The 20,604-nt window shown below is 67.7% G+C and carries 17 protein-coding genes; 7 read left to right on the top strand and 10 right to left on the bottom strand.

The window, feature by feature from the left end; all coding sequences use genetic code 11:
• The 10 genes from tssH to tssA all read right to left on the bottom strand — a co-directional run bounded on the left by tssH (nt 1) and on the right by tssA (nt 10,736).
• The gene (gene tssH / locus DMX06_RS05760) at nt 1-2,676 is read right to left on the bottom strand and encodes a type VI secretion system ATPase TssH (RefSeq protein WP_110735462.1); all 2,676 of its coding nucleotides are present in this window, start codon (nt 2,674-2,676) and stop codon (nt 1-3) included.
• On the bottom strand, nt 2,669-3,718 hold the full coding sequence (gene tssG, locus DMX06_RS05755) for a type VI secretion system baseplate subunit TssG (RefSeq protein ID WP_110735634.1): 1,050 nt from the start codon (nt 3,716-3,718) through the stop codon (nt 2,669-2,671). The genes tssH and tssG overlap by 8 nt, the downstream gene beginning before the upstream one ends.
• A complete protein-coding gene (gene tssF / locus DMX06_RS05750; protein WP_110735460.1) occupies nt 3,682-5,544 on the bottom strand; it encodes a type VI secretion system baseplate subunit TssF in 1,863 nt (620 codons plus the stop codon). Before tssF ends, tssG begins: the two co-directional genes overlap by 37 nt.
• Nucleotides 5,541-6,056, bottom strand: coding sequence for a type VI secretion system baseplate subunit TssE (gene tssE, locus DMX06_RS05745; RefSeq protein WP_038707176.1), 516 nt, complete (start codon nt 6,054-6,056; stop codon nt 5,541-5,543). The genes tssF and tssE overlap by 4 nt, the downstream gene beginning before the upstream one ends.
• The gene (locus DMX06_RS05740; RefSeq protein WP_110735458.1) at nt 6,050-6,460 is read right to left on the bottom strand and encodes a hypothetical protein; all 411 of its coding nucleotides are present in this window, start codon (nt 6,458-6,460) and stop codon (nt 6,050-6,052) included. Before DMX06_RS05740 ends, tssE begins: the two co-directional genes overlap by 7 nt.
• A complete protein-coding gene (locus DMX06_RS05735) occupies nt 6,457-6,891 on the bottom strand; it encodes a type VI secretion system amidase effector protein Tae4 (protein ID WP_110735455.1) in 435 nt (144 codons plus the stop codon). Before DMX06_RS05735 ends, DMX06_RS05740 begins: the two co-directional genes overlap by 4 nt.
• Nucleotides 6,892-6,963: 72 nt before the next feature.
• Entirely contained in the window at nt 6,964-7,452 is a 489-nt protein-coding gene (locus tag DMX06_RS05730; protein ID WP_023632508.1) for an Hcp family type VI secretion system effector, read from the bottom strand.
• A gap of 155 nt (nt 7,453-7,607) precedes the next feature.
• A complete protein-coding gene (tssC, locus tag DMX06_RS05720; RefSeq protein ID WP_110735451.1) occupies nt 7,608-9,101 on the bottom strand; it encodes a type VI secretion system contractile sheath large subunit in 1,494 nt (497 codons plus the stop codon).
• Nucleotides 9,102-9,112: 11 nt separating this feature from the next.
• Nucleotides 9,113-9,628 (bottom strand): type VI secretion system contractile sheath small subunit, encoded by a 516-nt coding sequence (gene tssB, locus DMX06_RS05715; RefSeq protein ID WP_023632506.1) that lies wholly within the window; start codon nt 9,626-9,628, stop codon nt 9,113-9,115.
• Between the two features lie 73 nt (nt 9,629-9,701).
• The gene (tssA, locus tag DMX06_RS05710) at nt 9,702-10,736 is read right to left on the bottom strand and encodes a type VI secretion system protein TssA (RefSeq protein WP_110735448.1); all 1,035 of its coding nucleotides are present in this window, start codon (nt 10,734-10,736) and stop codon (nt 9,702-9,704) included.
• Nucleotides 10,737-11,133: 397 nt separating this feature from the next.
• On the opposite strand from tssA, the gene tagH reads away from it, so the two are divergent.
• Genes tagH through DMX06_RS05675 form a run of 7 tightly spaced genes read left to right on the top strand, consistent with a single transcriptional unit; the run spans nt 11,134 to nt 20,602 of the window.
• Nucleotides 11,134-12,507 (top strand): type VI secretion system-associated FHA domain protein TagH, encoded by a 1,374-nt coding sequence (gene tagH, locus DMX06_RS05705; protein WP_110735446.1) that lies wholly within the window; start codon nt 11,134-11,136, stop codon nt 12,505-12,507.
• A 49-nt stretch (nt 12,508-12,556) separates the two neighbouring features.
• Complete coding sequence (tssJ, locus tag DMX06_RS05700; RefSeq protein WP_110735444.1) at nt 12,557-13,057, top strand: type VI secretion system lipoprotein TssJ; 501 nt, start codon at nt 12,557-12,559, stop codon at nt 13,055-13,057.
• Nucleotides 13,058-13,072: 15 nt separating this feature from the next.
• Nucleotides 13,073-14,407: a type VI secretion system baseplate subunit TssK gene (gene tssK / locus DMX06_RS05695; RefSeq protein WP_050703371.1), complete on the top strand. Its 1,335-nt coding sequence runs from the start codon at nt 13,073-13,075 to the stop codon at nt 14,405-14,407.
• A gap of 6 nt (nt 14,408-14,413) precedes the next feature.
• Nucleotides 14,414-15,730: a DotU family type VI secretion system protein gene (locus DMX06_RS05690; protein ID WP_110735442.1), complete on the top strand. Its 1,317-nt coding sequence runs from the start codon at nt 14,414-14,416 to the stop codon at nt 15,728-15,730.
• On the top strand, nt 15,727-19,233 hold the full coding sequence (gene tssM, locus DMX06_RS05685) for a type VI secretion system membrane subunit TssM (protein ID WP_110735440.1): 3,507 nt from the start codon (nt 15,727-15,729) through the stop codon (nt 19,231-19,233). The genes DMX06_RS05690 and tssM overlap by 4 nt, the downstream gene beginning before the upstream one ends.
• Nucleotides 19,230-19,886, top strand: a complete 657-nt coding sequence (gene tagF, locus DMX06_RS05680; protein ID WP_110735438.1) for a type VI secretion system-associated protein TagF — start codon at nt 19,230-19,232, stop codon at nt 19,884-19,886. Before tssM ends, tagF begins: the two co-directional genes overlap by 4 nt.
• Entirely contained in the window at nt 19,883-20,602 is a 720-nt protein-coding gene (locus DMX06_RS05675; RefSeq protein ID WP_110735436.1) for a PP2C family protein-serine/threonine phosphatase, read from the top strand. Before tagF ends, DMX06_RS05675 begins: the two co-directional genes overlap by 4 nt.
• Nucleotides 20,603-20,604 lie beyond the last annotated feature (2 nt).

The raw sequence follows: 20,604 nt of genomic DNA, 5'->3' as shown, positions 1-20,604 counted from the left end.
TCAGTCGGCGGCGCCGAAGTCATAGTGCAGGTCGTTGTCGCGGCGGCTGATGCTGACGCTGGCCAGCGGCTTGCCCTCGAGCAGGCGGGTCAGGAACTCGCGGCTCATGTCCGGCAGCAGGCCGTTGGTGAGGATGGCGTCGATCATGCGGCCACCGCTTTCGGTCTCGGTGCAGCGCGAGACGATCAGCTCGACCACGCCGTCGTCGTAGGCGAAGCCGACCTTGTGGGTGCCTTCCACGCGCTTGCGGATGCGCTCCAGCTGCAGGCGGGTGATGGCCTTGAGCATGGCGTCGCTGAGCGGGTAGTAGGGAATGGTCACCAGGCGGCCGAGCAGCGCCGGCGGGAAGATCTCCAGCAACGGCTTGCGCAGCGAGGTGGCCACGGCTTCCGGGTCGGGCAGGGCCTGAGGGTCCTTGCAGATGTTGGCGATCAGCTCGGTACCGGCGTTGGTGGTGAGCAGGATCAGGGTGTTGCGAAAATCGATCTGGCGGCCTTCGCCGTCTTCCATCACGCCCTTGTCGAACACCTGGAAGAAGATCTCGTGCACGTCGGGGTGGGCTTTTTCCACCTCGTCCAGCAACACCACGCTGTACGGGCGACGGCGCACGGCCTCGGTCAGCACGCCGCCCTCGCCGTAGCCGACATAGCCGGGTGGCGCGCCCTTGAGGGTGGAGACGGTGTGGGCTTCCTGGAACTCGCTCATGTTGATGGTGATCAGGTTCTGCTCACCGCCGTACATGGCCTCGGCCAGGGCCAGCGCGGTCTCGGTCTTGCCCACGCCGGAGGTGCCGGCAAGCATGAACACGCCGATGGGTTTGTTCGGGTTGTCCAGGCCTGCTCGGGAGGTCTGGATGCGCTTGGCGATCATCTTCAGCGCGTGGTCCTGGCCGATGATGCGCTTGGCCAGGTGGCTGTCGAGGTTGAGCACGGTCTCGATCTCGTTGCGCGCCATGCGGCCCACCGGGATGCCGGTCCAGTCGGCGACCACCGAGGCCACCGCCTGGTAGTCCACGGTCGGCAGGATCAGCGGGCTCTCGCCTTGCAGCTGGCTCAGGCGCTGTTGCAGGTCGATGAGTGTTTCACGCAGCTCATGACTGCCCTGGGCGTCCACTTCCCGGTCGACCACGCCGACCTGCTCGCGCAGTTGCGCGCGGGTGGCCAGCAGTTCATCGACCAGGGCTTTCTCTTCGGCCCAACGGCTTTCCAGGGCGGTCAGGCGCTCGCGCTCTTCGGCCAGCAGGCTGTCGGCCTGGTGCTGGCGTTGTTCGGTCCTGACACCGATGGCGGCTTCGCGGGCAATGATCTGCAGTTCCACCTCCAGCGCCTCGATGCGCCGACGGCTGTCGTCCACCTCGGCCGGCACCGCGTGCAGGCTGATGGCGACGCGGGCGCAGGCGGTGTCGAGCAGGCTTACCGACTTGTCCGGCAGTTGGCGCGCCGGGATGTAGCGGTGCGACAGCTTCACGGCGGCTTCCAGCGCTTCGTCGAGAATCTGCACCTGGTGGTGCTTCTCCATGGTCGAGGCCACGCCGCGCATCATCAACAGCGCCTTGGCCTCGCTCGGCTCGTCGACCTGGACCACCTGGAAGCGGCGGGTCAGGGCCGGGTCCTTCTCGATGTGCTTCTTGTACTCGGCCCAGGTGGTCGCGGCCACGGTGCGCAGGCTGCCACGGGCCAGGGCCGGCTTGAGCAGGTTGGCGGCGTCACCGGTGCCGGCCGCGCCGCCGGCGCCGACCAGGGTGTGGGCTTCGTCGATGAACAGGATGATCGGCTTGGGCGAGGCCTGTACGTCCTCGATCACCTGGCGCAGGCGCTGTTCGAACTCGCCCTTCATGCTGGCGCCGGCTTGCAGCAGGCCGACGTCCAGGCTGCGCAGTTCGACGTCCTTCAGTGCCGGCGGCACGTCGCCGGCGACGATGCGCAGGGCGAAGCCTTCGACCACGGCGGTCTTGCCGACGCCGGCCTCGCCGGTGAGGATCGGGTTGTTCTGGCGACGGCGCATGAGGATGTCGACCAGCTGGCGGATCTCCTCGTCACGGCCGACGATGGGGTCGAGCTTGCCGCTGCGGGCCTGCTCGGTGAGGTCGACGGTGAAGCGCTTGAGCGCTTCCTGCTTGCCCATCGCCGCTGGGGCCACGGCGCCACTGGCCTCACCCGGCGCGGCGGCGCTGAAGCCGTCGCTGGCGGCCAGGTTGTTTTCCGGCGAGTCGCCGACGTATTCGTCGAAGCGCTCGCTCAGGGCTTCGATCTTCAGCTTGGCGAACTCGCTGGACAGCCCCAGCAGCGCGTTGCGCAGGCTTGGGGTCTTGAGGATGCCGATCAGCAGGTAGCCGGTGCGCACCTGGCTTTCGCCGAACATCAGGCTGCCGTAGACCCAGCCGCGCTCGACGGCCTCTTCCACCTGGGAGGACAGGTCGGTGATCGAGGTCGAGCCGCGCGGCAGGCGGTCCAGGGCGTCGGTCAGGTCGCGGGCCAGGCGCGCCGGCTCGACGTTGAACTGGCGGATGATGCGGTGCAGGTCGCTGTCCTGTAGCTGCAGCAACTGGTGCAGCCAGTGCGCCAGCTCTACGTAGGGGTTGCCCCGCAGCTTGCAGAACACCGTGGCCGCCTCGATGGCCTTGTAGGCGACGCTGTTGAGTTTGCCGAACAGCGCGGCGCGGCTGATTTCACCCATGGTCCTGACTCCTTGTGTGGGGTGCGGCGACTGGCTGGTCGGCGTAGTACCGGGCCAGCTTCAGGTCGCGTGCATCGTGCGAGGGGCGGCCGAGCCAGGTGTCGAACCCCAGGCGCTGACCGGCATTGAGTTGCAGCGCAGGCACCTGGCCCTGCGCGAGGATGAGGTTGAGGTCCCAGTCCATTTCCTGGCCCAGGTACTCGGCGACCCAGGCCGCCAACTCGATAAACGCCTGCCCGCCGGGGAGCAGGGCGTGGTACTGGTCGAGGGTCAGCGGGCCCAGGCACAGGCGAAACTTGTGCTGGCGGTCCCAGACGTAGCGGCCCAGGCACAGGTCCACGCCCAGGCGGTTGGCGCGCACGCCGAGCTGGCTGCGCTCGGGCAGCTCCAGCCACTGGCCGACGTACTCCTCGAGTTGTACCGGCACGCCGAAATAGCTCGACAGGATGCTGCACAGTCCGTCCGGGTAGCGGGTCTGCGCCGCCAGGTGACCGGACCAGTGCAGCTTGGCGGTGTCGGCCAGCGGCCCCTGGCCTTGCAGTTCCGGCTGGCCGCGGCCACTGAGTGCGGCCAGGCGCGCGGCCCAGTAGTCGTCGCCGGGGCGGTCGTGGCTGACGGTCGGCCGGGCCTCGGCCCAGGCACGGTAGAACAGGCTCAGCAGGCGATGGTGGAAGATGTCGAGGAAGCGCTTGCTGGTCGGGTCGGCGTGGTTGCGCTGGCGCTCGCGCATGTACTCGGTCAGGTGCAGCGGCAGCGGACCGTTGGGGCCGCCGAGGCCGAAGAAGAACTGCTCCAGGCGCGCCGGCTGATCGTCGTTGGCCGTGACCGAGGCCAGCGTTGCCGGGGCGAAGCCGCAATCCAGGCGCTGGCCCAGGCGCACCGGTTCGTCGGCCAGGCGCAGCGAGTGGCCGAAGCGCGGCAGCTCGGGGTTTTCCGCCTCGAGGCGGCGCAGCGCCTGGAAGAAGTCGTACTCCCAGGGCTGCGCCTGCATGGTCTGTAGCGTGTTCACAGGGTCGGCCTGCGCCCGGGCTTGGCTTTCCAGCGCATGATCTCGCCACGTTCGCTGGTGCGCAGCACGGTTTCGGTGAAGCTGTTGATCGACACGTAGCGGGTCAGGAAACGCTCGAACACCGCGCCCAGCAGGAACACGCCGGTGCCGCGGAAGGCGTTCTCGTCGAACGTCAGGGTGATCTCCAGGCCACGGCCGAAGACGATCGGGCCGGGCATCGGCAGGCGCCGGGTGCAAGGCTTGCAGCTGACCTCGCGCAGGCCGTCGATCTGCAGTTGCAGGGCACTGTCCTGCTGGTCGCCGTACAGGCGCAGCAGTTCGCGCAGGGCGGCGGCGCCCTGGCCCTGTTCGGCCAGCGACAGGTAGTTCAGCGACAGTTGGCTGATCAGGCGCCAGGCCCGGTTGTCGTGGGCATGGCTGGCCTTCGGTCGGCTGGGGCCGGCCAGGCAGCGCACGGCGGATACCGGCGCGCTGTCGGCCAGGCTGAAGTCGCTGCGCCCGTCACCGACGTTCATGAACAGCGGCAGGTCGCGGTTGCTGCACAGCGCGCTGATGCCCAGCTGGCGCAGGTCGTGGCGGTACGGCGCCTGGTGGCCGTCGACCAGGCTGACGAAGGTCTCGCTGCCCATGTAGCTGGAGCGCGTGCCGTTGCGTCGTTGCTCGCTGGACAGCACCCGTGGTTCGCGGCGGACGATGTAGTAGGCCTGGTCACGGCCGTAGCGCGACGGGTCGCGCACGGCGTAGAACGGCAGGAACGCCTGGTCCGGCCCGGTGCCGTGGCCGCTGACCTGCTGTAGCGAGTGGATCTCGAAATCGGTGGGCCGGGTGCGGTCGGCGATCACGTGGTGTTCGTGGACCCGGTCGGTCAGGTGGATGCGGTCGACCCGGCGTGGGAACAGGTTGATCGCCGGGGTGCAGAACGGCACGAACTGCGCGCTGCCCACGCTGCTTTCCAGCGCGGGGTCGAAGCGCTCGAACAGCACCAGCAGCTCCAGCTCTTGGCCGTCGCAGCGCTTGACCGCACGCTCCAGCCCGGCGAAGTCGACGAACAGGAAACGCTGTGGCAGGGCAAAGTACTCCTGCAACAGGCGATAGCCCTGGAAGGCCTGGGGGACCACCGGCAACGCTGCTTCGCGGTCATCGAAGCCGCACGGCAGCAAGGCCTGCTCGACCGGTATGCGCTCGACCCAGTCGGCCCCCGGCTGGCGCACGAACACCGCGCAGGCGCTGCCCAGCAGTTGTTCGTACAGGCGGAACGGGGTTTCGTCGGCGCCGTTGAGGTACAGCGGCAGGTGCGTCAGCGGCAGGCTGTTGAACGGGATTTCCGCGCCGCTGCGCAAGGTCAGGCGCAGGCCGGCGCGGGCCTTCGGTTCGCTGGCGGCCAGGCGCCCGAGCACGGCGCCGGGGTTGCCGAAGTATTCGGCGCGGGCCACCTGCAGCGGCCACAGGGTCACGTCCTGGGTGCTGCGGAATTCGCACGGCGTCTGCGAGTTGCGGCCGAGGTTGGCGCGCAGCACGCTGGCGCGGGGCAACTGGAAACCGGCGGCCAGCGAGCCTTCGTCGGGGTCGGTCTGCAGTTGCACCACGGTCATCGACGGGGTCGGCGCCAGGTAGTGCGGGTAGGCAATTTCCAGCAGGTTGTGGGTGAAGGTCGGGTACTCGGCGTCGAGCTTGAGCTGCACCCGCGCGGTGAGGTAGGCGAAGCCTTCCAGCAGGCGCTCGACATAGGGGTCGGCGCATTCGATCCCGGACAGCGTCAGGCGCCCGGCGATCTTCGGGTATTCCTTGGCGAACTCGGCGGCACCCTCGCGGATGTGCTGCAGCTCCTGGTTGTACAGTTCGAGCAGGCGCGGATTCATGCGCGTCTCCGACGGTCGGCGGGGGCCACGCGCACGTGCCCGGACTCCAGGTCCACGTCGGTCTGCAGCAGCAGCGGCAGGGCCGCCGGCTGGGCCCACAGGTCGCCTTCGATCTCGAAGCTCAGGGCGTTGGCGTTCATCTCGCCGGGCGCGGCCTGGGCGCGCACCTTCAGGGTATGGGCGAGGATGCGCGGCTCGTAGGTGGCGATGGCCTGGTGGATGATGCGTTCGAGCGCGTTGAGGTCGATGTTCGACGCGCTGTTGCCGGCCAGGGCCGGCAGGCCGTAGTTGATCACCGATGCACCGGCCGGAGAATTCAGCGTGGCGCCGGTGTCGAGCAACGAAGTGGTGTTGAGCAGCCAGGCCAGGTCGCGCAGCACCGAGGCCTTGAGCTGCTGCAGGCTGAGCACGCGCTTGTCGGGGGCTTCCTGCGGGTTGCCCGGGTCGTCGTCGGTCAGGCGATCCAGCAGCGAGGGCTGCAGGCGGTCGCGGGTGGCGATCTCGGCTACCACTGGAACATCCCTGTGAACATTTTCTGGTCTTCGAAACCGGTGTCGCAGGACGCGCTCGGCGCCGGCGTGGAGGCTTCCAGGCCGTCCGGGGTCAGGCGCACGGCGCGCGAGGTCTTCAGGCATTCGCCCTTGAGCGTCGGGTGTGGCTGCACATGGGTCACCAGCACGATCGGCACACCGTCGAACTGCTCGACCCGGGCCTTGCCGGCGCGATCGGGGCTCAGGCCGCAGGGCCATGGCATGTCCAGCGCCAGACGCTGTTCGCCGCGATCGAGCACGCATTGGCCGGCGTTCTCGGTCAGCTTCACGGACTGCCCGCCCAGGTTCGCCTGGTCCAGCAGTTCGGCGTCGGCGCAGGCGCTCAAGGCCAGCAGCAGGGCGCCGGCCAAGGCCACGCGCTTCATGTCAGCTCCCAGAACCAGACCTGTTTCGACTGGTAGTTCTGATCGGAGAAGCCTTTGGTCAGGCCGCGGTTCCACAGGTCGATATGGTCGCCCGTGCGGTTTTCCTGGCTTTGCCCAGTGCGGGCGAAGCAGTCCTTGTAGAAGATGATCCCGGTCTTGGCCTTGAACTTGTCGCGCTCCTGGGCGCTGCCGCCGATGCGCTGCGGGCGTCCCAGCTGGCGCTCCAGCCAGTTGGCCAGGGATTCGGCGCCACGGGCATGGCCATGGGCGCACTTGGGTTCGGTATAGGTCGATTTGTTGACCTTGAGGCTCATCTCGCCGTTGAGCGCGATGCTCATGCGGATGGCGCATTGGTTGTCCCACGGACCATCGCAGGGCGAGGACACTTTCGGATAGGCATTCCACAGGTTGATGAAAGAAGGCTTGGCCATGATGTTCACCGTGGGCGGGTGAGGCGTGGGGAAGGGCGCCCGCGCTGCCTGGGGCGGCGCGGGCGCGGTCGGTCAGATCTTGACGTTGGAGCGGATGTTCCAGCCGTACTTGATCGGGCCGCCTTCCTTGGTGCCGTCGGCTTTCTGCGGCTGATAGTCGACGGTGACCTTGGCGAAGTTCAGGGTCACGTTCTCGGTCAGGCGGTCGTCGCTGCCCGAGCCGCCGGTGCTCAGCGAGCTGATGATGACCTCTTCGAGGTTGATGATCAGGTACTCGACCTGGCTTTCGCCACCAGCCTTGCGCACGGTCAGCTTGACCTTGTCGATGTGCTTGCCGCTAGAGCAGTGGGCCATCAGGTTGGGACTGGACTTGTCGATGTACTTGGTGATCGACAGGTCCTGGATGTTGACCTTGCCCGAGCCGCCGCCGCTGCCCAGGTGCATGTTGCCGGACTGGGACATGCCCCAGCTCCAGTTGAGCACGTCGATTTCGTCCTTGTGGGCCTTGTCGTGGGACTCACCCTTGATGTCGCCGATCTTGATGAAAATATCTACAGCCATGATGTCCTCGGGATTTCGCGTCGGTTAGCGGTAGTAGTGGGACGGTGCAGTCCTGTGGGAGCGGGTTTACCCGCGAAGCAGGCCACGCGGTGCATGGCAAGGGCTTCGCCCTTGTTCGCGGGTGAACCCGCTCCCACAGAAGGGCCTCGGATCTGTCAGGCCCCTTTGGCCGAAGGCAGCTTCGACACCAGGCGCAGCGACACGGTCAGCCCTTCGAGCTGGTAGTGCGGGCGCAGGTAGAAGCGCGAGTTGTAGTAACCCGGGTTGCCTTCGACTTCCTCGACCACCACTTCGGCGGCCGCCAGCGGGTGCTGGGCCTTGGTGGTCTCGGTGGAGTGCGCCGGGTCGCCGTCGACGTAGTTGAGGATCCAGTCCTGCAGCCAGCGCTGCATCTCGTCCTTTTCCTTGAACGAGCCGATCTTGTCGCGAACGATGCACTTCAGGTAATGGGCGAAGCGGCAGGTGGCGAACAGGTACGGCAGGCGCGCGGCCAGGTTGGCGTTGGCGGTGGCGTCCGGATCGTCGTATTCGGCCGGCTTCTGCAGCGACTGCGCGCCGATGAAGGCGGCGAAGTCGGTGTTTTTCTTGTGCAGCAGCGGCATGAAGCCGTTCTTGGCCAGCTCCGCCTCGCGGCGATCCGAGATGGCGATCTCGGTCGGGCACTTCATGTCCACGCCACCGTCGTCGGTGGGGAAGGTGTGCGCCGGCAGGCCTTCGACTTCACCGCCGGATTCCACGCCGCGGATTCGCGAGCACCAGCCGTAGTGCTTGAACGAGCGGTTGATGTTCACCGCCATGGCATAGGCGGCGTTGGCCCAGGTGTACTTGCTGCTGTCGGCGCCGTCGGTGTCTTCCTCGAAGGCGAAGGCCTCCACCGGGTCGGTCTTGGCGCCGTAGGGCAGGCGCGCCAGGAAGCGCGGCATGGTCAGGCCGATGTAGCGCGAGTCTTCCGATTCGCGCAGCGAGCGCCAGCCGGCGTATTCCGGGGTGGTGAAGATCTTGGTCAGGTCGCGCGGGTTGGACAGCTCCTGCCACGAGCCCATGCCCATCACCGTCGGCGAGGCGGCGGAGATGAACGGCGCATGCATAGAGGCGCAGACCTTGGACACTTCGCCCAGCAGCTCGACATCGGGTGGCGACTGGTCGAAGTAGTAGTCGCCCACCAGGCAGCCGTAGGGCTCGCCACCGAACTGGCCGTATTCCTCTTCGTAGAGCTTCTTGAACACCGGGCTCTGGTCCCAGGCGGTGCCCTTGAATTTCTTCAGGGTCTTGTGCAGGTCGTTCTTCGAGATGTTGAGCACGCGGATTTTCAGCTGCTCGTCGCTCTCGGTGTTGTTGACCAGGTAGTGCAGGCCGCGCCAGGCGCTTTCCAGCTTCTGGAAGTCATCGTGGTGGATGATCTGGTTGACCTGGGCGGTGAGCTTGGCGTCGATGGCGGCAATGATCTGCTCGATCGAGCCGATGGCATCGTTGGACACCAGGTTGGTCTGCGCCAGGGCCTGCTCGGCGAGGGTGCGCACGGCGCTCTCGACGGCTTCCTTGGCCCGCTCGGTCTTGGGCTTGAATTCCTGCAGCAGGAGGCTGGCGAACTCGCTCGGGTCCTGGGTGGCCGCCTGGGGGGCCTGGCTGTCGCGCAACGGATCGTTCATGGTCGGTCTCCTCAGGCCTTCGGCTCGGTGTCGGCAGGTTTCGGCGCGCTGGCCAGGGCCTGGAGCAGGGCCGGGTCCTTGATGGCCTTGAGGATGATGTCCTCGGCGCCGGTCTTGCCGTCCATGTAGGTCAGCAGGTTGGCCAGCTGGGTACGGGCTTCGAGCAGCTGGTTCAGGGCATCGACCTTGCGTGCCACGGCGGCGGGGCTGAAGTCGTCCATGCTCTCGAAGGTGATGTCCAGGCTCAGGTTGCCTTCACCGGTCAGCTCGTTGGGCACGTTGAACGCCACGCGGGGCTTCATGGCCTTCAAGCGCGAGTCGAAGTTGTCGACGTCGATCTCCAGGAACTTGCGGTCGGCCACCGCCGGCAGCGGCTCGGCGGGCTTGCCGGCGAGGTCCGAGAGCACGCCCATGACGAAGGGCAGCTGGACCTTCTTCTCGGCGCCGTACAGCTCGACGTCGTATTCGATCTGCACTCGCGGCGCACGGTTGCGCGCGATGAATTTCTGGGAGCTGTCTTTCGCCACGTTGTTCCTCCTGGTCGCCGGTACGGCGGCTCTGCTTGTTGCGGGCGTCGGTGTTTAGGCGGCCGGAATGACGTCAGTCGTGTTCCGGGCCACGCAGGTTCTCGAATTGCGACATGCCATCGGGGATCAGGTCGCGGACGATGGTCGCGAAGTCGGCGTCGACCAGCTTCTTCGCCCGGCGCAGCAGCACCGGCAGCGGGCTGGAGGGCTCGTGGCGGGCGTAGTACTGGAGCAGGCGTTCGAGGCTCTGCAGCACGTCGTCGCGGCTGTTCACCTCGCCGGGGCGCGCCGTGGGCCGTGGCGCGGCGACGGCGGCAGGCTGTGGGTCGTCATTGGCGCCCAGTGCTGTCACTTCGTCCATGCTTGCGCCGACGGGCGCCGAGCCTTCCGGGCTGTAGTCGGTCAGCACCTGCTGGACCTGGCGCAGCGGCTGGCGCAGGGCGGACAGGTCGACGCCGCTGGCCGAGCCGACCTGGTCGTTGACCCGGCTCTCGATGGTGTCCAGGGCTTCGCGGGCCAGTTTCAGGGCCTGGCGGCATTGCGCGAGCTGCTCGGGGTCGGCGTCGCGCAGGGCGGCGGCCAGTTCCTCGGCGCTCAACTGCTCGCTGGCGAAGTGCTGCACGCCCGCCGCATGCAGGGCGGCGCGCAGGGTGACCGGGCCGAAGGTGCGCGAACGCACCAGCACGGCGTCGCGCAGCAGGGCGATGTTGGTGTCGCAGGTAAGGCCGGCCAGGGCGTTGACCCGTACGGTGGGGTCGTTGTCGTCGGCGGCGTCCAGCTGCGGGTGCAGGTGCAGCCAGTATTCGCCCAGCAGGTCGCGGATCAGCTCGAGGCTCGCGGCCAGGCCTGGCAGGCCATGCAGGGCCAGGTTGGCCTGGACCAGGAAGTGGGTGATGCGCAGGTCCTTGCTGCGTTGCAGCAGACCGGTGCAGGACTGTTCGATGGCGCGCCACTGCGGCGGCTCGGCCGGCTGCACGGCGTCGCCCATCACACGCTCGGGGCGGCCCTGGGCATCACGTTCCAGTTGCAGGAAATCGGCATCGTATTCGAGGTCGTCGCCGCACGGAAAGTCTGCGGAAACAGCGGCGAGCAGCTGCGGTGAGTTCACCAGAAATCGATCTCCATATCGGCCCTTGGTGAGGGCGTCGTTTGCGCCAAGTTGCAAATGTGAAATGGCGCACAAACTTGTCAAAGAATGCGAAGTTGATATCACCGTGATATCACTTTGGCACTCTTAAGTTGCGCATTTATGGTTTATTTCCAAATTGCTGTCAAGGTAAGCTACGCGCCGCGAAGGGCGACTGTGAACCAGTTGGCAGGTATTCGTGTCCATTGGTCAGGTGCCATCAAAGTGCCTTGCCGATAGGGTTTAATACGACCTTTCCGGGAAGCGAATTTCGGTGTGATGCCCAGTATTTACAAGGGTTTAGCCGGAAAGCGGGGTCGGGCTCGCGAATCCACTCAAATGGATGTGTGAGTGTTTCATATATATGCAAGGAGGCGTGATGGCACTTTGCCTGACCATTACCAGTTATCACAAGATCACCCCTGGGCAATGCCCGGAGAAGTTGCTGGAAAACGGTGCCATCAGCGTGGGTCGTGCGGCGGATAATGACTGGGTACTTCCCGATCCGGAACGCCTTGTTTCTTCGAAACATTGTGTGATTCAGTTCAAGGATGGCCGCTATTACTTGACCGATAACAGCACCAACGGTGTGGAACTGGTGCATGCCGGTATTCGCCTGCGTCGCGGTAACAGCGAGCCGTTGATGGATGGCGAAGTTATTCGAATTGGCGATTACGAGATCCAGGCGCGCATCGATGCCGGCCTGTCGATTCCGGTCGCAGGGCAGCCGCAGGCCCACAGTTTCGAAGCCCTGATGGCCAACCAGGTGCCTGCCCCGAGTGCGCCCATCGTCGGCGCGCCCGCCGCATTCCTGCAGGGGGCCTCGAGCCATGACACCCTGCCGGACCTGTTCGATTTTCTTGGCCCGTCCAGCGTGCCTCCGGTCAGCCAGCCGGATCATGTTCCTGCCCAGCAGCATGATTTCCGTCCGCCCACGCCGGTGGCGCCGCCGCCCGCGCCAGTGCCGGCCGCCATGCCCGCCGCGCCGGGCATGATCCCCGATGACTGGAACCTGTTCGACGAAGCGCCTGCCGTTGCTCCCCGGCCTGCGCCTGTCATCGCGCCGCCCCTGCCAGAGCCGGTAGCGCCGTTGGCACCGGTCGTCACGCCTGTACCGCCGCCCACCGCCGTATCGGCACCTGCGCCCGACCCGGCTGGCGCCAGCGATGCCTTGCTGCAGGCCTTCCTGCGTGGCGCGGGCATCGAGCACCTGCGCATCGACGCGGCCGATGCCGCCGCGCAGATGGAGGCGGTCGGGCGCAGCTACCGCCTGATGGTCGAAGGCCTGATCGATGTATTGCGCGCGCGCAGCAGCCTGAAGGGCGAGTTCCGCATGCAGCAGACCACCATCGCCCCGGTGCGCAACAACCCGCTGAAGTTCGCCCCCAATGCCGACGAAGCGCTGCTGTTGCTGCTGCGCGAGGGCAACCAGGCATTCATGGCCCCGGACCAGGCGGTGCGCGACAGCTTCGACGACCTGCGCGCCCACCAGCTGGCAGTGATGGCGGGTGTCGAGGCGGCCATCAAGCACCTGCTCGAGCGCTTCGAACCAGCCCGTCTGGAGCAGCGCCTGGCGCCCGCCGCCGGGCTGGCCAAGCTGTTCGGCGGTTCGCGCCAGGCCCACTGCTGGCAGCAGTTCACCGAGCTCTACAGCCAGATTTCCCGGGAAGCCGAAGACGACTTCCAGGACCTGTTCGGTCGCGAGTTCAGTCGCGCCTACGAGGCCCATAGCCAACGCATTCAACGCTCCTGAGGCCAACGCCCGGAGCACAGGAAGAACACAGGACGTCATGAGGACGAGGATGAGTGCAACGAGACTGATCGCAGCCCTGGCCATGGTGCTGCTCAGTGCCTGCAGCAAGGACAGCCCGGTCGAGCCCGCCGTTACCGACGCGGCGCCACCGGCCACGGGTATCACCCTGTACTTCAGCGCCGCGGCCGGGCTCAACCCCGGCGCCGGCGGCACGCCCGCGCCGGTGCGGGTGCGCATCTACGAGCTGAAGAACAGCGCCGCCTTCGCCCGCGCCGACTATTTCGCCCTGGCCGAGCGCGCCCAGGCCACCCTGGCCGCCGACCTGATCGACCAGGACGAAGTCCTGCTCCAGCCCGGCGAGCAACTGCGCCTGGAGCGCCCGCTCGACCCGGCCACGCGCCAGGTCGGCCTGGTGGTCGGCTACCGCGAGGTCGACCAGGCCCAGTGGCGCAGCGTGCTGCCGGTGCCGCCGCGCGACTATCAGATCAGCCTCGATGTGCGCGCCGTGCGCAGCGCCGTGGCCACCCCACAACCTGAGCCTGCCCGCTAGGCAATCGGAGAACCCATGTCCTGGAACAATCGCGTGGTCTGGTCGGAAGGGATGTTCATCACCACCCAGCACTTCCAGCAGCACGACCGCTACCTGGAGAACTTCGTCGATGCTCGCAGCCGGCCGCTCCACGCCGCCGCCTGGGGCTTTTCCGAGCTGTTGGTCGACCAAGGCCTGCTGGCCCAGGGCAAGCTGGCGATCCTCAGTGCCCGTGGCCTGCTGCCGGACGGTACTCCGTTCGACATCCCGCGTGACGACCTGCCGCCCGCGCCGCTGGAGATACCCGACGACCTGCGCAATGGGGTGATTTACCTGGGCCTGCCGCTCAAGCGCGCCGGTGCCCGCGATACCGTCGATGACGGTGAAATACCTGATGGTGCGCGCTATGTCAGCCGTATCAGCGAAGTCCGCGACGACAACGCCCCGTTCGAGAACCGGGCCCCACTGGCCCTGGGCAGCCGCGCCCTGCGCCTGCTGCGCGCCGAGGACGGCCTGAGCGACTATGCCGCGTTGGGCGTGGTGCGCATCCGGGAAAAGCGCGCCGACCGTGCCCTGGTGCTGGATGACAGCTACATCCCGCCGCTGCTCGACGTGACCGCCAGCAACCTGCTGTCAGGCTTCCGTGGCGAGCTGCTCGGCCTGCTGCACCAGCGCGGCGAGGCCCTGGCCGGGCGCGTGGTGGCCTCGGCCAACGGCGGTGCCTCGGAGATCGCCGATTTCATGCTGCTGCAACTGGTCAACCGCGCCCAGCCGCTGGTCGAGCACCTCAACCAGCTGACGCCGCTGCACCCCGAGCGGCTGTACAGCGAGCTGGTGGCCCTGGCCGGCGAGTTCGCCACCTTTACCCGCGAAGGTCGCCGCCCCGAGGCATATCCGGTGTACCAGCACGACGACCTGGCGGCGACCTTCGCACCAGTGCTGGCCGCCCTGCGCGAGGCCCTGTCGATGCTGATCGACAGCAAGGCCGTGGCCATCCCGCTGGTCGAGAAGGCCTACGGCATCCATGTCGGCATGCTGGCCGACCGCAGCCTGCTCGACAGCGCCAGCTTCGTCCTGGTGGTGCGCGCCGACGTGCCCAGCGAGACCCTGCGCAGCCGCTTCGGCCAGCAGAGCAAGATCGGCGCGGTGGAGCACATCCGCGACCTGGTCAACCTGCAGTTGCCGGGCATCGGCCTGCTGCCGCTGCCGGTGGCGCCGCGGCAGATTCCGTTCCATGCCGGCTCCACCTACTTCGAACTCGACCGGGGCAGCGAACACTGGAAGCAGCTGCAGCATTCCGGTGGTTTCGCCTTCTACGTCGCCGGCGAGTTCCCCGGCCTGAACCTGGCCTTCTGGGCCATTCGAGGATAAGCCGCGATGCAATCGGACGATCCGCTCGCCAATGACCGCACCCAGTTCATGCCGCGCCCCGGTGGCCGAGGCCCGCAGCCGGCCACGCCGGGACCTGCGCAGGCGGCGCCGCCACCGCCTCTGAACGTGCCGGCCGAACCGCTGGCGCCGGGCCAGGCGGCGGGCCTGAATCCGCTGGAACAGGCGGCCGGCCCGCTGCTGGCGTTGCTCACCCGCCTGCGCAACACCATCGCCCACCCGGCGCCGGCCAGCCTGCGTGCGCAGCTGCTGGCCTACCTGCGCCAGTTCGAGGAGCGCGCCGAGGCCGCCGGGGTCGCGCGCAACGAGGTGCTGCTGGCGCGCTACGCCCTGTGCACCGCGCTCGACGAAGCGGTGCTCAGCACGCCGTGGGGCAGCGCCAGCGACTGGGGCAAGCAGAGCCTGCTGATCACCGTGCACAACGAGGCCTGGGGCGGCGAGAAGGTGTTCCAGCTGATGGAGCACTGCCTGCAGAGTCCGCGTGAACGCCTGCACCTGCTGGAGCTGTTGTACCTGTGCACCAGCCTCGGTTTCGAAGGCCGCTACCGGGTGATGAACGGTGGCCGAGCCCAGCTCGAGGCCCTGCGCGAGCGCACCGCCGCGACCATCCGCAGCGCCCGTGGCGATATCGAGCGCGAGCTGTCGCCGCACTGGCGCGGCGTCACCGTGGCCCGTGACCGCCTGGCGCAGTTCGTGCCGCCCTGGGTCGGCCTGGCGTTGGCCCTGGCGTTGCTGTTGCTGGTGCTGTTCGGCCTGCGCCTGAAGCTGGCCGCCGACGCGGAGCCAGTGTTCCGTGGCATCCATGCCCTGGGCGAGATCCCGGTGCAGGCCATGGACCGCCCGGTGGTGCAGCCAAAGCCTGTCGAGCGCCCGCGCCTGGCCGGTTTCCTGGCCGAGGACATCAAGGCCGGCCGGGTCGCCGTGGAGGACGCGGTGGACCGCTCGGTAGTGACCATCCGCGGCGACGAGCTGTTCGCCTCGGCCAGCGCCAGCATCAAGGGTGACTTCGAACCGCTCATGCTGCGCATCGCCGAAGCCGTCGCCAAGGTCAAGGGCAACGTGAAAGTCACCGGCCACAGCGACAACCAGCGCATCGCCACGCTGCGCTTCCCATCCAACTGGGCGTTGTCCCAGGCCCGTGCCGAGGAGGTGAAGAACCTGCTCGCCGCCCGTACCGGCCAGCCCGGGCGTTTCAGCGCCCAGGGCCTGAGCGACACCGAACCGCTGGCGTCGAACGACAGCGCGCAGGGCCGGGCGAAGAATCGCCGGGTTGAAATCACCGTTCTGGCGGAGGGCGTCGAGTGAAGGCGTTTTTCAGTTTTGTCATTCGCTGGGTGGTCCCGGTGCTGGGCCTGCTAGCCCTCAGCCTGATCATCTGGTTCCTCGGCCCGTTGCTCGATGCGCTGGTGCCGGTCGCGCCGCGCCTGGTGCTGATCGTCCTGCTGTTCGCGGTGTGGATCGCCTACCGCGTGTGGCGCATCGTCCAGGCCCGACGCCAGGCGGCCAAGGTGATGCAGAGCCTGGCCGCAGAGACCGCGCCGGACCCTGCCGGCGTTGCCACCGCCGAAGAGCTGGCGACCCTGCGCCAGCGCATGGATGAAGCCCTGACGCTGCTGAAGAAGGCGCGCCTGGGCGGTGATGAGCGGCGCAACCTGTACGAGCTGCCGTGGTACGTGATCATCGGTCCGCCCGGCTCGGGCAAGACCACCGCGCTGGTCAACTCCGGCCTGCACTTCCCGCTGGCGGCGCAGCTGGGCGAGGGCGCCATCCGTGGCGTGGGTGGCACGCGCAACTGCGACTGGTGGTTCACCGACCAGGCCGTGCTGCTGGACACCGCCGGCCGCTACACCACCCAGGACAGCCATGCCCAGGTGGACAAGGCGGCCTGGCTGGGCTTCCTCGACCTGCTCAAGACCCAGCGTTCACGCCGGCCCATCGACGGCGCCTTCATCGCCATCAGCCTGTCCGACCTGCTGCTGGGCAGCGACGCCGAGCGCGCCGCCCACGCGGCGGCGATCCGCACCCGCATCCAGGAGTTGTACAGCCAGCTGGGCGTGCGTTTTCCGATCTACCTGATGCTGACCAAGCTCGACCTGGTGCCGGGCTTCATGGAGTTCTTCGACAACCTGAGCAAGGAAGAGCGTGCCCAGGTGTGGGGCATGACCTTCCCCCTGGATGACGGCCAGCACGGTGACGGCCCGCTGGCCCAGTTCGGCAGCGAGTTCGCCCTGCTCGAGCAGCGTCTCAACCAGCGTCTGGTGGAGCGCCTGCAACAGGAACGCGACCCGGCGCGGCGCGACCTGGTCTACGGCTTCGTCCAGCAGTTCGCCGCCTTGCGCGGCAACCTCAAGACCTTCCTCGACGGCATCTTCAAGCCCAACGCCTTCGAAGCGCGCGCCCTGCTGCGCGGCGTGTACTTCACCAGCGGCACCCAGGAAGGCAGCCCCATCGACCGCCTGATCGGCAGCATGGCCCAGAGCATGGGCCTGGACCGTGCCCACCTGGCGCGGCAGAACGGCACCGGGCGCAGCTACTTTATCGAGAAACTGTTCAGCGCCGTGGCCTTCGCCGAGCGTGGCCTGGTCGGCAGCAACCCCAAGGTCGAGCAGCGGCGCAAGTGGATCGCCCGCGGTGCCCTGGCCCTGAGCGTGGCCCTGGTGCTGGTGGTTGGCACCTTGTGGACCCTGAGCTACCGCGCCAACCAGCAGTACATCGCTGAAGTCGATGGCCGTCTCAAGCCGCTGGGCAAGAGCGTGCAGGAACTGAGCCCGGCCCAGCGCAACGTGGTCGACGTATTGCCGTTGCTCAACGGCGTGCGCCGTCTGGCCGAGGATCCGCCCGGCTGGGCCGAGGGCCTCGGGCTGTACCAGGGCGACATGCTCGAAGGCGAGTCGGACAGCGTCTACCGCAAGCTGCTGATTGCCATCTTCGCCCCGCGCCTGGTCACCCGCATCGAAGAGCAGTTGTACGCCGGCGGCCCGTCCGACTACCTCTACGAGGGGCTCAAAGCCTACCTGATGCTGGCCGACGGCGAACACTACGACGCCGAGTTCATCAAGGCCTGGGTCACCCTCGATTGGGAGCGCAGCCTGCCCCGCGACCTGGCACCGGACCTGCGCCAGGCCCTGGAGCAGCACCTGGCGGCGCTGTTCGACAAGCGCCCGCCCAATGCCCGTCTCGACCAGCGCCTGATCGACGACACCCGTCGCCAACTGCAGCAACTGCCGGTGGCCCAGCGCGTCTACGACCGGGTCAAGCGCCAGAAACTGCCGGCCGGGGTCGGCGACTTCCGGGTCAGCGACGCCGCCGGGCGCGATGCCGCGCTGGTGTTCCGCTTCAAGAACGGCAAGCCGCTGAGCGAGCCGCTGCCGGGCATCTTCACCGTCGAGGGCTACCGCAAGGCGTTCCTCGCCGCCAGCCTGGCCCACAGCGAGACCCTGGCCGAGGAGCGCTGGGTGCTGGGCCGCGAGGCCAGCGAGTCGGGCGATGCCAAGCGCCTGGCCGACGATGTGCTGCAGCTGTACTACCAGGACTACATCCGCCATTGGGATGCGCTGCTGGCGGACCTGGACTTCGTGCCGATCACCAGCGTCGGCCAGGCCGCCGATGTGCTGCGGGTGCTGTCCGGGCCGACCTCGCCGATGAAGAAACTGCTGCAGGCGGTCGCCAAGGAGACCAACCTGGCGCAGCCGACCACCCTCGACAAGGTCCAGGCCAAGGCCGAGCAGGCCGGCGTCGATCAGCTGCGCCAGCGTCTCGGCGGCCTGCTCGGCGATGCGCCGCTGCCCAGCGACAACCCGGCTGCCCGTGAGGTGGACCCGGTGACCGCGCACTTCGCCGAACTGGCCGCGCTGGTGGAAACCGGCGAAGGACAGCCTGCGGCCATCGACGGCCTGCTCACCGACCTCAACGCCCTTTACGTGCAGGTCAGTGCCATGGTCGGCGCCAGCGGCGACGCGCTGCTGGGCGAGGCCAAGAACCAGGCCCAGGCCGCCGCGCAGCGTGTCGCCCTGGGCGCCGCGCGCCAGCCCAAGGTGGTGCAGAACCTGGTGGGCTCGGTGCTCGGCTCGACACACAACATCGTCATGGGCGGCGTGCGCAACCAGCTCAACGCCGCCTGGACCAGCGAGGTGGTGAACGTCTACCGCCAGTCCCTCAGCGGCCGCTACCCGCTGGTGGCCGGCAGCGCGCGGGACGCCACTCTGGAGGACTTCGGCCTGTTCTTCGGCGTCGGCGGGGTGATGGATAACTACTTCCGCAAGTACCTGCAACCCTACGTCAACACCTCGAGCACGCCGTGGAGCTGGCAGCCGGGCGCGGCGCAGAAGCTGGGGATCAACAGCAATGTGCTGTACACCTTCCAGCGCGCGGCGAGCATCCGTGACGCGTTCTTCCGCAACAGCAACGGCGTGCAGCCGGGCGTGCGCTTCGAGCTCAAGCCGGTGGCGATGGACGCGACCATCACCCAGTTCCTGCTCGACCTCGATGGCCAGCAGGTCAGCTACGACCACGGCCCAAGCCGGCCGGTGGCGTTGCAGTGGCCGAATCCCAACAGCATCGGCGTGGTGCGCCTGTCGATCTCGCCGCCCTCGGCCACCGGCCGTTCCGGCCTGACCGTGGAAGGCCCCTGGGCCTGGTTCCGCCTGCTCGACCAGTCCGACCTGGTGGCCGGCAGCTCGCCGGAGCGCTTCAACCTGCGCCTGCGCGTAGATGGCGCCAGCGTGTCCTATGAGCTGCGCGCCAGCAGCGCCTTCAACCCGTTCCGCAGCCGAGTGCTCAGCGGTTTCAGCCTGCCGGAGCACCTGTGAACGACGTGGGTTTCTACGGAAAACTGGCCAGCCGTGGCGACTTCGTCAGTCGCGGCCTTCCAAACAGCTTCATCCAGCCCTGGGACCAGTGGCTGGCGGCGGGGATGCAGGCCAGCCAGCAGGCGCTGGGCGAGCGTTGGCTCGAGGCCTACCTGGTCAGCCCCTTGTGGCGATTCGCCCTGGCGCCGGGGCTGTGCGGGCCCGAGGCGGTCATCGGCGTGCTGATGCCGAGCATCGACCGGGTCGGGCGGTATTTTCCGCTGACCGTGGCCCAGGTGCTGGAGCCGGGACAGCCGTTGGCGCCTGTGGTGGCCGGGGCCGAGGAATGGTTCGAGGCGGTCGAGGAGGCATTGCTGGCGACGCTTGAGCCTGGGGCAGCCTTTGAGGGTTTTGAGGCTGCTTTGCAGCCTTTTCGCGGCGCGAGGCCGCTCCTACAGGGACCGCGTGTGACTGTCGGTGGGGTGCAGCGGTTGGATGCGACCACGCCGCAGGGGCGTGCGCTGGCGTTGGCTGAATGCGCCTGTGAGGGCATGAGCCTGTGGTGGGGCAGGGGTTCCGAACGTATCGCCCCGGGGTTGATGCGCTGCGCGGGTCTGCCCCGCAGCGAGGATTTCGCCGGGTTTCTACTGGGTAGCGAGGCGCGTAGCGAATGACCGACCTGCAGTACACAGCGGCCAGCTACAGCCATGTCGGCATGGTGCGCAAGATCAATGAGGACGCCTGCCTGGAGTTGACCTGGGCAGGCCTGTGGGCAGTGGCCGACGGCATGGGCGGCCATGCGGCGGGCGACTATGTCAGCAGCCTGGCCATGGACAGCCTGCGCAGCCTGCCGATGCTCGACTCGCTCGACGACTTCAGCGGCGAGGTCCGTGACGGCCTGGCCTGGGTCAACGGCATCGTGCGCGAGGAAACCGTGCGCCGTGGCGTGGCGATGATGGGCAGCACCGTGGTGGTGCTGGCGGCGCGTGGCGACCAGGCCATCGGCCTGTGGGCCGGCGACAGTCGCCTGTACCGCCTGCGTGACGGGCGCATCGAGCGCCTCAGCCACGACCACAGCTACGTCCAGGAGCTGCAGGACAGCGGCCTGCTCAACGAGGCCGAGGCGCGGGTGCATCCGCGCGGCAACATCGTCACCCGCGCCATCGGCGTCGAGGATGACCTCGACCTGCAGGCCGTGGCCCTGCAGGTGCGGCCCGGTGACACCTACCTGTTGTGCAGCGATGGTCTGAACAAGACCGCCGAGGACCATGAGATCGCCGAAGTGCTCGGCCACGCCGACCCTTACGAGGTGGTCCGCAGCCTGGTGCACCTGGGGCTGACCCGGGGCGCGCCGGACAACATCACCGCAGTGGTCGTCAAGGTGAACTGAAG

The sequence above is a fragment of the Pseudomonas mosselii genome (assembly GCF_003205295.1).
In the GTDB taxonomy this organism is placed as follows: Bacteria; Pseudomonadota; Gammaproteobacteria; order Pseudomonadales; family Pseudomonadaceae; genus Aquipseudomonas; species Aquipseudomonas mosselii_B.
Note: the sequence above shows the minus strand (reverse complement) of the source record. Positions and strands in the feature narration are given on the sequence as shown.

What these genes read in the sequence shown, in the direction of transcription:
- tssC (WP_110735451.1), bottom strand. Translation starts at nt 9,101, where the DNA reads ATGAACGATCCGTTGCGCGACAGCCAGGCCCCCCAGGCGGCCACCCAG.
- DMX06_RS05690 (WP_110735442.1), top strand. Translation starts at nt 14,414, where the DNA reads ATGCAATCGGACGATCCGCTCGCCAATGACCGCACCCAGTTCATGCCG.
- tssH (WP_110735462.1), bottom strand. Translation starts at nt 2,676, where the DNA reads ATGGGTGAAATCAGCCGCGCCGCGCTGTTCGGCAAACTCAACAGCGTC.
- tagH (WP_110735446.1), top strand. Translation starts at nt 11,134, where the DNA reads ATGGCACTTTGCCTGACCATTACCAGTTATCACAAGATCACCCCTGGG.
- tssJ (WP_110735444.1), top strand. Translation starts at nt 12,557, where the DNA reads ATGAGTGCAACGAGACTGATCGCAGCCCTGGCCATGGTGCTGCTCAGT.
- DMX06_RS05675 (WP_110735436.1), top strand. Translation starts at nt 19,883, where the DNA reads ATGACCGACCTGCAGTACACAGCGGCCAGCTACAGCCATGTCGGCATG.
- tssK (WP_050703371.1), top strand. Translation starts at nt 13,073, where the DNA reads ATGTCCTGGAACAATCGCGTGGTCTGGTCGGAAGGGATGTTCATCACC.
- DMX06_RS05735 (WP_110735455.1), bottom strand. Translation starts at nt 6,891, where the DNA reads ATGGCCAAGCCTTCTTTCATCAACCTGTGGAATGCCTATCCGAAAGTG.
- tssF (WP_110735460.1), bottom strand. Translation starts at nt 5,544, where the DNA reads ATGAATCCGCGCCTGCTCGAACTGTACAACCAGGAGCTGCAGCACATC.
- DMX06_RS05730 (WP_023632508.1), bottom strand. Translation starts at nt 7,452, where the DNA reads ATGGCTGTAGATATTTTCATCAAGATCGGCGACATCAAGGGTGAGTCC.
- DMX06_RS05740 (WP_110735458.1), bottom strand. Translation starts at nt 6,460, where the DNA reads ATGAAGCGCGTGGCCTTGGCCGGCGCCCTGCTGCTGGCCTTGAGCGCC.